A 13,111-nucleotide genomic window follows, 5' to 3' on the forward strand; every position below is an offset into this window, starting at 1 on the left:
GCGGCCCCAAAAAAGGCTGGGAGCGCTGCGCACTCCAGCGCGAGCAAACTCGCCCGCTACAAAGCTGGTTTTTTGACATGCAGCCCCACCTGCGGCAAAGTGCGCGCCCTCTAATAAGACCTCCTTCAAGCCTGCACGCTGGCAGCCACCCTTGGCCTGTCTTGGCGCGGGCATGCCTGTTTTTTATGTTTCTGCTTGAGGTATCCATGATTAACGCAGTCATTGCCGCGGTCGGCACCATGCTGGTGCTCAGCCTGTCCCGCGTGCATGTGGTCATCGCCATCATCGTCGGCGCGCTGGTCGGTGGTCTCACCGGCGGGTTGGGCATCGACGCCACGCTCAAGGCCTTCAATGGCGGGTTGGGCGGCGGCGCCACCGTGGCGTTGTCCTACGCCTTGCTCGGCGCGTTCGCCGTGGCCATTGCCAAATCCGGTTTGGCCCACGCCTTGGCCGACAAGGCGCTGATGCTGGTGGACCGCCAGGAAGCCAGCGGCGGCAGCCACGTCAAATGGCTGCTGATCGGCCTGCTGTGGGTGGTGGCAATTGCTTCGCAGAACATCCTGCCGATTCACATCGCGTTTATCCCGTTGCTGGTGCCGCCGCTGCTGTACGTGCTGACCAAGCTGCAATTGGACCGCCGCCTGATCGCCTGTGTGATGACGTTCGGCCTGATCACGCCGTACATGTTCCTGCCGGTGGGTTTTGGCAACATCTTCCTCAACCAGATCCTGCTGGCCAACGTGGCCAAGAGCGGCGTGGACATCAGCCAGGTCAACGTCACCCACGCCATGGGCCTGCCTGCACTGGGCATGGTTGTAGGCCTGCTGGTGGCGGTGTTTGTCAGTTATCGCAAAAAGCGCGTGTACGACCTGGAGAAAATCGAACGGGTCGAACAAGTGGCGGTGCAGTACAACCCGCTGACCCTGCTGGTGGCCGGCCTGGCGATCGCCTCGGCGTTCATCATCCAGCTGTGGCTGGACTCGATGATCATCGGCGCGCTGGTGGGTTTCCTGATCTTTTCGGTGTCGGGCATCGTGCGCTGGAGCGACACCGACGACCTGTTCACCGAAGGCATGAAGATGATGGCGATGATCGGCTTCATCATGATCGCCGCCTCGGGCTTTGCCGAAGTGCTCAAGGCCACCGGCGATGTGCGCTCGCTGGTGCAAGCCTCGGCGGCGTTCATCGGCCATAGTCGTGGCGTCGGTGCGTTGTTGATGCTGTTGGTGGGGTTGTTGGTGACCATGGGCATCGGTTCGTCGTTCTCCACGGTGCCGATCCTGGCGGCGATTTTTGTGCCGTTGTGTGTGCAGTTGGGCTTCAGCCCGATGGCCATCGTCTGCATCGTCGGCACCGCTGGCGCGTTGGGCGATGCTGGTTCGCCAGCGTCGGACTCAACTCTGGGCCCGACCTCCGGCCTGAACATCGACGGCCAACACCACCACATCTGGGACACCGTGGTGCCGACCTTCCTGCACTACAACATTCCGCTGCTGGCCTTCGGCTGGTTGGCCGCAATGACCCTCTAACACCGCTGATTGTAGTGAGCGAGCTTGCTCGCGCCGGGCTGCGAAGCCGCCCCATCCGGTCCGCCTCGGTGTTTCAGGAGGACCGCGGTGGCTGGATTTAGGGCGGCTTCGCCCCCCAGCGCGGGGCAAGCCCGCTCACTACAGTTATTTCCTGCGCAGCCGTTAACCTCTCAAGTCGCCCCTAATAAGAGAGAAAAACCATGCGTCTGAGCCTGAAGGCCAAAGTCTTGTGCCTAGCTGTCGTGCCGGTGTTGCTGTTTGCCGTGGTCATCAGCCTGACCACGGTGTGGATTCTCCAGGGCCAGGCGCGCAACGAGGTGGATGAAACCCGCCAGCGCCTGCTCAACGACGCCAAGGCCACCCTGCAAAGCTATGTCGAAGTGGCCATGACCACCATCAAGCCGCTCTACGACGCAGCCGCCCCAGGTGATACCGGCGCACGCGCCGAGGTGGTCAAGCTGTTGTCCAACACCAGCTATGGCAAGGACGGCTACTTCTTCGGCTACGACTCCGAGACCATCCGCCTGTTCAAGGGCAACAGCCCCGACGGCGTGGGCAAGAGCTTCAAGGACAACCGCGACCCCAACGGCGTGTACGTCAACCGCGACCTGGTCAAGGTCGGCAAGGACGGCACCCATTACCTGCAATACAGCTCGACCCAGCCGGGGCAAACCGAACTGGTGCCCAAGATGGGCTACACCGAATACCTGCCCAAATGGGACATGGTCATCGGTACATCGGTGAACCTGGACGGCATCGAAGCCCAGGTGGCGGTGGTCGAAGCCAAGGTGAAGACGCGCATGGAAGGCGTGTTGTTGAGCATCCTCGGCGTGGCGGTGGTGGTGCTGCTGGTCATTGCTGCCGTGGGCCTGGTGGTGGCCAATACCATCCTGCGGCCGTTGCACCTGATGAAAGCCAACCTCGATGACATCGCCGCCGGCGAAGGCGATTTGACCCGCCGCCTGGCCATCACCAGCCAGGACGAATTGGGCGATCTGGCCGGGGCGTTCAACCGTTTTGTCGACAAGATCCATGGCCTGGTGCGCCAGATCACTGAAATGACGGCGCAGCTCACCGGGCTGGTCAGCCAGGTTTCCGACCAGGCCCAGCGTTCCGAGCAGGCCATGGAGCGCCAACGCCACGAAACCGATCAGGTGGCGACGGCGATCAATCAGATGTCGTCGGCCGCCCATGAAGTGGCGCGCAGTGCCCAGGGCGCTGCCGTCGCCGCGCAACAGACCGACGCCGAAGGCCAGGCTGCCAAGCGCGTGGTGGACGGCAGCATCGCGCAGATCCACGCGCTGGTCAGCGATATTCGCAGCAGTGGCGTGTCCCTCGACAGCCTGCAACAGGACGTGTCATCGATTGTCAGCGTGCTTGGCGTGATTCGCTCTATCGCCGAACAGACCAACCTGCTGGCACTCAACGCCGCGATCGAAGCCGCACGGGCGGGGGAGGCCGGGCGTGGTTTTGCGGTGGTCGCCGACGAAGTACGCGCCCTGGCCAGCCGCACCCAGACCAGCACCCAGGAAATCCAGGGCATGATCGACCGCCTGCAAAAGGGCACGGAAGCCGCCGTGGATGCGATGCGCCGCTCCAGCGATGCCGGCGACGGCACCTCGGCACAGGCCAACCAGGCCGGCGCGTCCCTGGACACCATGGCGCAGTTGATCGGTACCATCAATTCGATGAACGCGCAGATCGCCAGCGCCGCCGAAGAACAGACGGCCGTAGCCGAAGAGATCAACCGCAGCGTGCATCAGATCGCCGTGGCGGTGGACAGCGTGGCCGACGAGACCCAACTGGGCGCCCAGACCTCGCGCAGCCTGGCGGACCTGGGCCAGCGCTTGGGGCAGTTGGTCGGGCAGTTCCGGATCTGAGCCCGGGCAGCACACAGCCTAGGCCTGTTCAGACATCGCGCATCAACAGACCAAAACGCAGATCCATCTGCGCCGGGACCGGCACATACACCGTGTGCCCGTCCCCCGGCGCCACCTCGACGGCTTCGCCTTTGGCGTTGTGCATCATCTCCAGGTCGAAGTGGAAATTGCCCGCAGGCGTCATCAATTCCAAATGATTGCCTACGGCAAAACGGTTCTTCACCTTCACCTCGGCCAGCTCGCCCCGACGCTCGCCGGTGAATTCCCCGACAAACTGCTGGCGCTCCGAAACTGAACTGCCGTTCTGGTAATTCTGGTATTCGTCGTGCACATGCCGACGCAGGAAGCCTTCGGTGTAGCCGCGTTGCGCCAGGGACTCCAGGTCGGTCATCAGGTTGCGGTCAAATTCACGCCCGGCCACCGCGTCGTCTATCGCCCGGCGGTACACCTGGGTGGTGCGTGCGCAGTAGAAGTGGGACTTGGTACGGCCTTCGATTTTCAGCGAGTGCACGCCCATGTGGGTCAGGCGCTCCACGTGCTGCACCGCGCGCAGGTCCTTGGCGTTCATGATGTAGGTGCCGTGCTCGTCTTCAAAGGCGGGCATCTGCTCGTCGGGACGGTTGGCTTCCTGGAGCAGGAACACCTGGTCGGTCGGTGCGCCGATCCCCAGGGTCGGCTGGAATTGCTGGACGATGTCCCCCGTGGTGTTTTCCACCGCCGGCGTGGCCTGGTATTTCCAGCGGCAGGCATTGGTGCAGGTGCCTTGGTTGGCGTCGCGCTTGTTCATATAGCCAGAGAGCAGGCAGCGCCCGGAATAGGCCATGCACAACGCCCCGTGCACAAACACTTCCAGCTCCATGGCTGGCACCTGTTGGCGGATTTCGCCGATCTCTTCCAGGGACAATTCCCGCGACAGGATCACCCGGCAGATCCCTTGTTGTTGCCAGAACTCCACGCTGGCCCAGTTCACCGTATTGGCCTGCACCGACAGGTGGATCGGCATCTGTGGGAAATGTCGGCGCACCAGCATGATCAGCCCGGGATCGGACATGATCAGCGCGTCCGGGCCCATGGCGATCACGGGGGCCAAGTCCTTGAGGAAGGTCTTCAGCTTGGCGTTGTGCGGTGCGATGTTGACCACCACGTAGAAGCGCTTGCCCAGCGCATGGGCTTCGTCGATGCCGAGGGCCAGGTTGGCATGGTCGAACTCGTTGTTGCGCACCCGCAGGCTGTAGCGCGGCTGGCCGGCGTAGACCGCATCGGCCCCGTAGGCGAAGGCGTAGCGCATGTTCTTCAGGGTGCCGGCAGGGGCGAGCAATTCGGGGGCGATAACAGGGGGCATGGTGAGCACTTGAGTCAAAAAAGTGCGGCAGGGTAGAGCAAGTCGGTCTGTGGTTTATTGATCTGGGTCTAGCCTTGCAACAAAGAGGGCACTCGTGGCACTGGGCGTGGACTAAGCAGCAGGGGCCTACACAGGTCCTCTGTTTTTCTGACATGGACCGGACATGAATCAAACCAACCTGCAATTCAAGACCTTGCTGCTACTGCTGGGCCTGGTGACCATCGCGTTTATCTGGATCTTGCTGCCGTTCTACGGCGCGGTGTTCTGGGCAGTGATCCTCGGCATCATCTTTGCGCCGATGCAGCGCCGTCTGCAGCAGCGCTTTGGCTGGAACCGCAATCTGACGTCCCTGAGTACCTTGACGGTGTGCCTGGTGATCGCGATCTTGCCGGTGATCATCACCAGTGCCTTGCTGGTGCAAGAGGGGGCGACGCTCTATAAAAACATCGAAAGCGGCAAACTGGACGTGGCCGGGTATATCGAGCAGTTCAAGAACTTCCTGCCGCCGTACTTCCAGCACCTGCTGGACCGCTTCGGCATGGGCAACCTGGAAGGGCTGCGCGAGAAGATCGTCAAGAGCGCGATGCAGGGCAGTCAGTTTTTTGCGTCCCAGGCGTTCAGCTTTGGCCAGGGCACGTTTGATTTCCTGGTGAGCTTTTTCATCATGCTGTATCTGCTGTTTTTCCTGTTGCGCGACGGCCCTGATTTGGTGCGCAAAGTGCGCACGGCGGTGCCGTTGGCCGAGCCACAGAAGCGTCGGTTGCAGCTCAAGTTCAATCGGGTGGTGCGTGCCACGGTCAAGGGCAACGTGTTGGTGGCCGTGACCCAAGGTGCGCTGGGCGGGTTGATCTTCTGGTTCCTGGACATTCCCAGCGCTTTGCTCTGGGCGGTGCTGATGGCGTTTCTGTCGCTGTTGCCAGCGGTGGGCGCGGGGATTGTGTGGGGACCGGTGGCCGCCTACTTCCTGTTGAGCGGTTCGATCTGGCAGGGGGTGGTGCTGGCCTTGTTCGGGGTGTTTGTGATCGGGCTGGTGGACAACGTGCTGCGGCCGATCCTGGTGGGCAAGGACACCAAGATGCCGGATTACTTGATCCTGATTTCCACCTTGGGCGGGCTGTCGGTGTTTGGCCTGAACGGCTTTGTGATCGGGCCGCTGGTGGCGGCGTTGTTCATGTCCAGCTGGGCGCTGTTTGTGGAGAGCAAGCCGCGGGTCAAATTGCCATTGCCGTGAGGTTCAGGCGTGAAGTTTGAAGTTCGAGGCACGTTGCAGTTGTTTTTCGGCGGCGGACAGCGAGGTGAGCGGACCGCTGATGGCCTCGCCATCGCGCACCACATACCAGCAGGCCAGCAAGCCCAGCTCACGCAGGGGGGCGGGGACGGCGCTGCCGATGACGGACATGATTTGAACAGTGGGCATAAGAACCTCCAATCGCTATGGACGTCACCTTACGCGGCGCAGGGACCGGGGAAAAATCACCTGTCTCGATAGTGGACATTGACGGGACGCGTCAGTCCACCACTTGATCGAGCATCACCACCACTTCCTGCTCGCTGAGCAAGCCCTTGCGCACCAGGCTTTCTGCGAGCAACGCAAGGAATTTGGCGCTGCGGTGGCCTTCCAGGTGCTTGAGTTCGGTAAGCGCGCTATAGACCTTGCTGGACGTACAGAGGCCAGCGGTATGGTGCGGGTTTTGTGTGGGCATGGTCAGTCGTCCTTGTTGTTTTTGGGTGGACAGGCTCGATGGTGAGAGTGTGTCGTGACACAAACATGACAGCGCGAGCCCCGTTCGAGCAAGTAGACAATGGTGTTGATGATGTGCGATTGCGCCTCGACCATTGTCCTCACAGCGACCTTGGCGCGATGAATCCAGACTTTCCATGCAAAAAAAAGGCCCCGCGGGGTGGGCTAGGCCTGTTTCAGACAATTGGCGCTTACCAGCCGCGACCGTAGTAGCCGTGCGGAGGGCCGTAGTAGCCACGCGGAGGACCGTAATAGACCGGCGCCGGGCGGTAGTAGACCTGTTGTTGCACGTACACCGGCGGTGGCGGTGCGTAGTAGACCGGCGGCGGAGCTGCATACACCGGCTGCGGCTGGACGTACACCGGTTGCTGCTGCACATAGACTTCACGCGGCTGGCTGGCGACCACGGAGCCTACGACGGCGGCGCCGACTAAAGCACCCAATACGGCCGGGCCACCCCATCCACCACCACCGTGGGCGGAGGCTTGGCCTGCCATCGCGAGTGCGCCAACCAGCAAGGCGATCTTGGGGATTGTACGAATCATGGTCATTCCTCGGTTAGCCCCTGCGCTTGTGGTCTGCAATCAATAGACTCAAGGATTGTCGCGGGGATACTTTTAAGACAACGTATTTCAAGAAAACAGCACGGCCGCTAGGTAAAGGTTGTGTAAGGTCTGTACCGATTTGCTTACTCAGAGGAGTTTTCCATGCAAATGCACCCCAACAAGGACACCCAACTGTGTATGTCGCTATCGGCGCGTCCCGGGAATTTTGGCCTGCGTTTTCATAACCACCTGTACGAACAGCTGGGTCTGAACTTCTACTATAAAGCCTTCAGCAGCCGGGATTTGCCCGGCGCGATCGGTGGTATCCGGGCGCTGGGCATTCGCGGTTGCGGGGTGTCGATGCCGTTCAAGGAGGCTGCCATTGCCTTAGTGGATGAACTCGACGATTCGGTTCAAGCCATCGACTCGCTCAACACCATCGTCAACACCGATGGCCATCTCAAGGCCTACAACACCGACTACATCGCCATCGAACAACTGCTGAAAAAGCATGCGGTACCCACAGACTCGACCTTCGCCCTGCGCGGCAGCGGCGGCATGGCCAAGGCCGTGGCCAGCGCCCTGCGTGACGGTGGCTACAGTAATGGCCTGATCGTGGCGCGCAACGAAGCGGCGGGCCGGGCGTTGGCACGCAACCTCGGGTACGAATGGCAGGCGGACCTGGGCGACGCACGCCCGCAGATGCTGATCAACGTGACACCCATCGGCATGACCGGCGGGGCGCAGGCGGATGGGTTGGCGTTTGACGCCGAGGCAATCGATGTGGCGGACACTGTGTTCGATGTGGTGGCGATCCCCGCTGAAACGCCGCTGATCGTGCGTGGACGTGCCCAGGGTAAGCGCGTGATTACCGGGCTGGAAGTGATTGCGATCCAGGCGTTGGAGCAGTTTGTGCTGTACACCGGGGTGCGGCCTACAGACGAGCAGTTCCAGGCGGCGGTCGCCTTCGCCCGAACCTAAGGCCCCCCGAAGCTCTAATGTTGGAGTGGGCTTGTGTGGGAGCGGGCTTGCTCGCGAATGCAGTGGTTCAGCCACCATCTCCGGTGACTGACACACTGCATTCGCGAGCAAGCCCGCTCCCACATTTAGGGGGGGTTATGCCTGTTCCAGCTGGGTCAGGCGTTCTTCCAGTGCGGCAATCCGTGCTTCCAGCTCTTCAATGCGATCGGCTGAAACCGTGCTCCCACGCTCCACCGGATTGCCTCGCGCCGCGATAATCACCTCAATATCTGCCGGGTCCCCCAGCGCATGGGTATAGCGATCTTCCCGCTGCCCCGCCTGACGCGGCACCAACAGCGCCAACCCGCGGGCTATCAGGCGTTCCAGCTGATGCACGACCTGCTCGGCATCTTCAAAGTCGTGCATGCGCCCGCTGCGGGTCAGCAGTTCATTGACGGTTTGCGGGCCGCGCAAAAACAGCAGCCCGGTCAGGATCACCTGGGCCGGCACCAGTTCCAGCGCCTTGTCCACGCGGTGTTCCCAGCGGTCGGCGCGGCTGCCCATCACCAGGCGGGTAAAACCCTGGCCCTCCAGTGCGCGCAGGCTTTGGCCGACCTGGCCTTGGCTGAGGTTCATCACCGGCTCGCGGCTGGTCTTCTGGTTGCAGGCCAGCACCAGGGCGTTGAGGGTCAGGGGGTAGGTTTCCGGGTTGGTCGCCTGTTTTTCGATCAGGCAGCCCAGGATGCGGATTTCCGTGCTGTTCAGGCGCGGCTCAGGGGTGTCGGTGTCGTGCTCGGCGGTCATCGCGCTTTCCCTATGCAGTGAAGTGCCTAGCGTAAGCCGGAAAAAATAAAAGACAAGCGACCGGCCGGTCTATAATCGTCGCCTGTTCAAACCGCATCATCACCCATGAGACTGCCATGACTATTTCCCTGTACGCCGCTTCCATCCCAGTCTTCAAGCAAATGCTCACCGCCCTGAGCGGTGTGTTGACCAAGGCCGAAGCCCACGCTGCAGCCAAGAACATCGAGCCGAACGCCTTGCTGCAAGCGCGCCTGTTCCCGGACATGTTCCCACTGGTGCGCCAGGTGCAGATCGCCGTGGACTTCGCCAAGGGCGTTTCCGCACGCCTGGCCGAGGTCGAAGTGCCGAAATACGAAGACAACGAAGTGACTTTCGCCGACCTGCAAGCCCTGATCGCCAAGGTGCTGGCCTTCCTCGACACCTTCAAGCCTGAGCAAATCGACGGCAAGGAAGGCATCGAGATCATCACCCGCCCTGGCACGCCGAAAGAGAAGCGCTTCAGCGGCCAGTCCTACCTGCTGACCTACGGCCTGCCGCAGTTCTTCTTCCACGTCACCACCGCGTACGCGCTGCTGCGTCATAACGGTGTGGAAGTGGGCAAGCGCGATTACATGGGCGCGTTCTAAGCGGCCAAAAAAAAGCCGGGGCGGTTCACTCAAGAACCGCCCCGGCTTTTTTGTGCGCGCAGGTCAGGCCGGTTGTTCTTCCTTGCCCAGGCACGCCGCAGCGGTAAACAGTACATCGGTGGACGAATTCAGCGCGGTCTCCGCCGAATCCTGCAACACGCCGATGATGAAACCGACCGCAACTACCTGCATCGCGATCTCGCTGGGGATGCCAAACAGGCTGCACGCCAGCGGGATCAGCAGCAGCGAGCCTCCGGCCACGCCCGAAGCACCGCAGGCGCAGATCGCGGCGACCACGCTGAGCAGCACGGCGGTGGGCAGGTCGACGGCGATGCCCAGGGTATGTACGGCGGCCAGGGTCAGCACGGTGATGGTGATGGCGGCGCCGGCCATGTTGATGGTGGCACCGAGCGGGATCGACACCGAGTAGGTGTCTTCATGCAGGCCCAGGCGCTTGCTCAGTGCCAGGTTGACCGGGATATTCGCCGCCGAACTGCGGGTGAAGAAAGCGGTGATGCCGCTTTCGCGCAGGCACATCAGCACCAGTGGGTAGGGGTTGCGGCGCAGTTTCCAGAACACGATGGCCGGGTTGATCACCAGCGCCACGAAGAGCATGCAACCGATCAGCACCACCAGCAGGTGCGCGTAACCGAGCAGGGCGCCGAAACCGGAGGTGGCCAGGGTCGAGGCGACCAGGCCGAAGATGCCCAGGGGCGCGAAGCGGATCACCACGCGTACGATCAACGTCACGCCGTTGGACAGGTCGTCCAGCACGGTGCGCGTGGTTTCACCGGCATGGCGAATGGCGATGCCCATACCGATGGCCCACGCTAGGATGCCGATAAAGTTGGCGTTCATCAGCGCGCTGACCGGGTTGTCCACCACGCTCAACAGCAGGCTTTGCAACACTTCGCCGATACCGCCGGGGGCGCTGACGGAGGTGTCATGGGTGATCAGCACCAGGGGCGACGGGAACCACATGCTGGCAATCACCGCCACCACGGCGGCGGCAAAGGTGCCAAGCAGGTACAGGAACAGAATCGGTTTGATATGGGTTTCCTGGCCGTGTTTATGGTTGGCGATCGACGCCATTACCAGCACAAACACCAGGATTGGCGCCACGGCCTTTAGCGCGGTGACAAACACTTTGCCGATAAACCCGGTGGCTTGTGCCGCTTGGGGCGCCAACAGCGCGAGCAGAATGCCGGCGATCAAACCGATGACAATTTGTGTAACCAGGCTGACACGTGTCAGGCGCTGGAGCAGGGAAGGGGCAGCAGTCATAAACAGTTGTCTCTGATTTTTTTAGTAGGGCGCAGCATTGCAGGCAGAAAGGGCTGTAGGAAGCAGCCGCGGAGTCTAGCATGTCGTAGGAAATGTCCTCGCTGCTGCGGCATTCCGTCACCCGCACCGGCGGCGCTTCGGCAAAGCCGGACATACTCTGTTAAGATTCTCGCCTCTCACCTTTCCCATCTGTCAGCGGGCCCTTCGGGCTGTCGTTGCTGTCGTCGTTTCTGGAGTTTTCATGTTGTTCCCCATCCTGCTGCTGTCGGCCGCCGGTTTTACCGTGCTGACCACGGAATTCGTCATCGTCGGCCTGCTGCCGTCCATCGCCCGGGACCTGCATGTCAGCGTGTCCCAAGCCGGGCTGCTGGTGACCTTGTTCGCGTTTACCGTCGCGGCATTCGGGCCGTTTCTCACGGCCTACTGCGCGCGCTTCCCACGCAAGCGCCTGTTTATCAGCATCCTGATCCTGTTCGGAGTGGCCAATACCGTGGCTGCGCTGGCGCCGAACATCTGGGTGATGGCCCTGGCGCGGTTGATTCCGGCGCTGGGCTTGCCAGTGTTTTGGGCCCTGGCCAGTGAAACCGCAGTGGACATCGTCGGCCCGGAGTACGCCGGGCGTGCCATCGAGAAGATCGGCTTCGGCATTGTCTGCGCCACCGTGTTCGGCATCCCGGTGGGCACGCTGATTTCCGATATGTTCGGCTGGCGCAGCGCGTTTGCCATCCTCGCGGTGGTGGCGCTGGCCAAGGCGTTGCTGCTGTTTATCTACCTGCCGGTGACTGCGCCGAAAAACGCCGAAGTGACGCTGCGCTCGCAGTTCAAGATCCTGCGCAACCCGTTGATGCAGGGGCATATCCTGCTATCGATCCTGGTGTTTTGCGGCATGTTCACCGCTTATACCTACCTGGCGGACATCCTTGAACGCCTGGCCGGGTTCGACGGCACGCTGGTGGGCTGGTGCTTGATGGGCTTTGGCGCGGTCGGGTTGATCGGCAACTCGTTGGGCGGGCGTGCGGTGGATCGTCACCCGCTGATTGCGTCCATGGTGTTCTGCGGTTTCATGATCGCTGGCATGGTTGCGTTGGTGCCGGCGATTCATTCCACCATCGGCCTGGCGGCCGCGATGGCGGTGTGGGGCGTGACCCAGGCGGCAATGTTCCTGGTCAGCCATGTGCGCTTGATGAAGGCCGCGCCCCATGCGCCGGCGTTCGCCGCTTCGCTGAACATCGCCGGGGCCAACCTGGGCATCGGCTTGGGCGCGCTGGTGGGCGGGCATGTGATCGACACCCTGGGCCTTGGCAGCCTGGGTTTTGCTGCGTCCGGGTTTATCCTCGTGTCGATCCTGCTGGCCCTGTGGCTGATGAGTGTCAAATCGGCGCCGAACTATGCCTGATTCATGGCTGTTGGCCTGCTGTGGCGAGGGCGCAAGCTTCATCGCCACATAGGCATCAGGGCAGGGCGGTGAACAACTCCCGCCTGGCACCTTCGGTAATCGCCACGATGCCGGGATGCTTGACCTTGCGCTCGACCGAGATCGCGTAGAACGACTCGGTGACCGCCGTGGTCTGGCCAATCAACGCCACGCCGTATTGGCGCACCACTTCATCGGCAATCACGCTGGGGGCGATGAAAATCCCGCTGCCGGATTGGCCGAAGGCCTGCATCAAGGCGCTGTCGTCGAACTCGCCGATGATCCTGGGTTGGATCTGCTGTTCGGCGAACCAACGCTGCAAACGGCTGCGTACGACCGTTTCTGCACCCGGAATCAACAGCGGCGCCCCCTGCAAGCACTGTGGGAAGGTGCCGCTGTAGGCGTCAGCCAACGCCTGGGTGGCGAAAAAGCTGATCCCGCACTCGCCCAATTTCTGGCTGTAGCCCTTGATGTCCAGGTGCGTTGGCATCGGGCTGTCGGAAATCACCAGGTCCAGGCGCTGGATCGCCAGGTCAGCCAATAACCGTTCGAGTTTGTCTTCGCGGCAGGTGATGCGGATCGGTTCGCTCAGCTCCATGGTCGGCGCAATCAGGCGGTAGACGATGGATTTGGGCACCACATCCGCCACGCCGACGCGGAACAGGATCTGCTGCTCATTGGGCTGCGCGCGCAGCATCGCCTCCAATTCATTGCCGGTCTGGAACATCTGCTCGGCGTAGGGCAGGGCCTGGCGCCCGGCTTCGGTCAGCTCCAGCTGGCGGCCGACCCGCTGAAACAACGCGATGCCAAAGGTTTGCTCAAGCAGGCTGATCTGCCCGCTGATGGTCTGGGGCGTGAGGTTCAGTTGCTCGCAGGCGCGCACGATGCTGCCCGTCTTGGCCACGACCCAGAAGTAATGCAATTGGCGGTAATTGAGCATGCTGGCTATCACTTCGTGAAAACCGAAGTATACGTGAGAAAAATAC

The 13,111-nt window shown here is 61.8% G+C and carries 12 protein-coding genes and 2 pseudogenes; 7 read left to right on the forward strand and 7 right to left on the reverse strand.

Features of this window, described 5'->3' with window-relative positions; translation table 11 throughout:
• Positions 1-209 precede the first annotated feature (209 nt).
• From PSH81_RS09560 to PSH81_RS27495, 3 genes and pseudogenes are all read left to right on the forward strand, one after another.
• Positions 210-1,529 (forward strand): Na+/H+ antiporter family protein, encoded by a 1,320-nt coding sequence (locus PSH81_RS09560; RefSeq protein ID WP_305392759.1) that lies wholly within the window; start codon positions 210-212, stop codon positions 1,527-1,529.
• 200 nt (positions 1,530-1,729) lie between these two features.
• A pseudogene (locus PSH81_RS27490) lies at positions 1,730-2,503 on the forward strand (cache domain-containing protein); the annotation flags it as partial.
• Positions 2,504-2,818: 315 nt separating this feature from the next.
• Positions 2,819-3,409, forward strand: a pseudogene (locus PSH81_RS27495) (methyl-accepting chemotaxis protein); the annotation flags it as partial.
• Between the two features lie 28 nt (positions 3,410-3,437).
• Here the strand turns inward: PSH81_RS27495 and yegQ are convergent.
• The gene (yegQ, locus tag PSH81_RS09570; protein WP_305392384.1) at positions 3,438-4,751 is read right to left on the reverse strand and encodes a tRNA 5-hydroxyuridine modification protein YegQ; all 1,314 of its coding nucleotides are present in this window, start codon (positions 4,749-4,751) and stop codon (positions 3,438-3,440) included.
• 163 nt (positions 4,752-4,914) lie between these two features.
• Between yegQ and PSH81_RS09575 the strand changes: the two genes are divergently transcribed.
• Positions 4,915-5,982 carry an AI-2E family transporter gene (locus PSH81_RS09575; RefSeq protein WP_226456081.1) on the forward strand — a complete coding sequence of 356 codons (1,068 nt, stop codon included), beginning with the start codon at positions 4,915-4,917 and terminating at the stop codon, positions 5,980-5,982.
• Positions 5,983-5,985: 3 nt separating this feature from the next.
• Here the strand turns inward: PSH81_RS09575 and PSH81_RS09580 are convergent, their stop codons facing one another.
• The 3 genes from PSH81_RS09580 to PSH81_RS09590 all read right to left on the reverse strand — a co-directional run bounded on the left by PSH81_RS09580 (position 5,986) and on the right by PSH81_RS09590 (position 7,043).
• Positions 5,986-6,168 carry a hypothetical protein gene (locus PSH81_RS09580; RefSeq protein WP_305392385.1) on the reverse strand — a complete coding sequence of 61 codons (183 nt, stop codon included), beginning with the start codon at positions 6,166-6,168 and terminating at the stop codon, positions 5,986-5,988.
• A gap of 91 nt (positions 6,169-6,259) precedes the next feature.
• The gene (locus tag PSH81_RS09585) at positions 6,260-6,454 is read right to left on the reverse strand and encodes a hypothetical protein (RefSeq protein WP_192300334.1); all 195 of its coding nucleotides are present in this window, start codon (positions 6,452-6,454) and stop codon (positions 6,260-6,262) included.
• Between the two features lie 229 nt (positions 6,455-6,683).
• Entirely contained in the window at positions 6,684-7,043 is a 360-nt protein-coding gene (locus tag PSH81_RS09590; RefSeq protein ID WP_122490077.1) for a hypothetical protein, read from the reverse strand.
• Positions 7,044-7,199: 156 nt separating this feature from the next.
• On the opposite strand from PSH81_RS09590, the gene PSH81_RS09595 reads away from it, so the two are divergent.
• The gene (locus PSH81_RS09595; protein ID WP_305392386.1) at positions 7,200-8,018 is read left to right on the forward strand and encodes a shikimate 5-dehydrogenase; all 819 of its coding nucleotides are present in this window, start codon (positions 7,200-7,202) and stop codon (positions 8,016-8,018) included.
• A 135-nt stretch (positions 8,019-8,153) separates the two neighbouring features.
• Here the strand turns inward: PSH81_RS09595 and PSH81_RS09600 are convergent, their stop codons facing one another.
• Entirely contained in the window at positions 8,154-8,801 is a 648-nt protein-coding gene (locus PSH81_RS09600) for a YceH family protein (protein ID WP_192300336.1), read from the reverse strand.
• Positions 8,802-8,917: 116 nt separating this feature from the next.
• Between PSH81_RS09600 and PSH81_RS09605 the strand changes: the two genes are divergently transcribed.
• Positions 8,918-9,427 carry a DUF1993 family protein gene (locus PSH81_RS09605; RefSeq protein ID WP_226456078.1) on the forward strand — a complete coding sequence of 170 codons (510 nt, stop codon included), beginning with the start codon at positions 8,918-8,920 and terminating at the stop codon, positions 9,425-9,427.
• A gap of 63 nt (positions 9,428-9,490) precedes the next feature.
• Here PSH81_RS09605 and sstT read toward each other — a convergent pair whose 3' ends face one another.
• Positions 9,491-10,711, reverse strand: coding sequence for a serine/threonine transporter SstT (gene sstT, locus PSH81_RS09610; protein WP_305392387.1), 1,221 nt, complete (start codon positions 10,709-10,711; stop codon positions 9,491-9,493).
• Positions 10,712-10,952: 241 nt separating this feature from the next.
• Here sstT and PSH81_RS09615 point away from each other — a divergent pair, with 241 nt between their 5' ends.
• Positions 10,953-12,107, forward strand: coding sequence for an MFS transporter (locus PSH81_RS09615; RefSeq protein WP_226456076.1), 1,155 nt, complete (start codon positions 10,953-10,955; stop codon positions 12,105-12,107).
• A gap of 55 nt (positions 12,108-12,162) precedes the next feature.
• Here PSH81_RS09615 and nhaR read toward each other — a convergent pair whose 3' ends face one another.
• The gene (nhaR, locus tag PSH81_RS09620) at positions 12,163-13,065 is read right to left on the reverse strand and encodes a transcriptional activator NhaR (RefSeq protein ID WP_192300340.1); all 903 of its coding nucleotides are present in this window, start codon (positions 13,063-13,065) and stop codon (positions 12,163-12,165) included.
• Between the last annotated feature and the right edge of the window lie 46 nt (positions 13,066-13,111).

The organism is Pseudomonas sp. FP2335, from assembly GCF_030687535.1.
Classification (GTDB): domain Bacteria; phylum Pseudomonadota; class Gammaproteobacteria; order Pseudomonadales; family Pseudomonadaceae; genus Aquipseudomonas.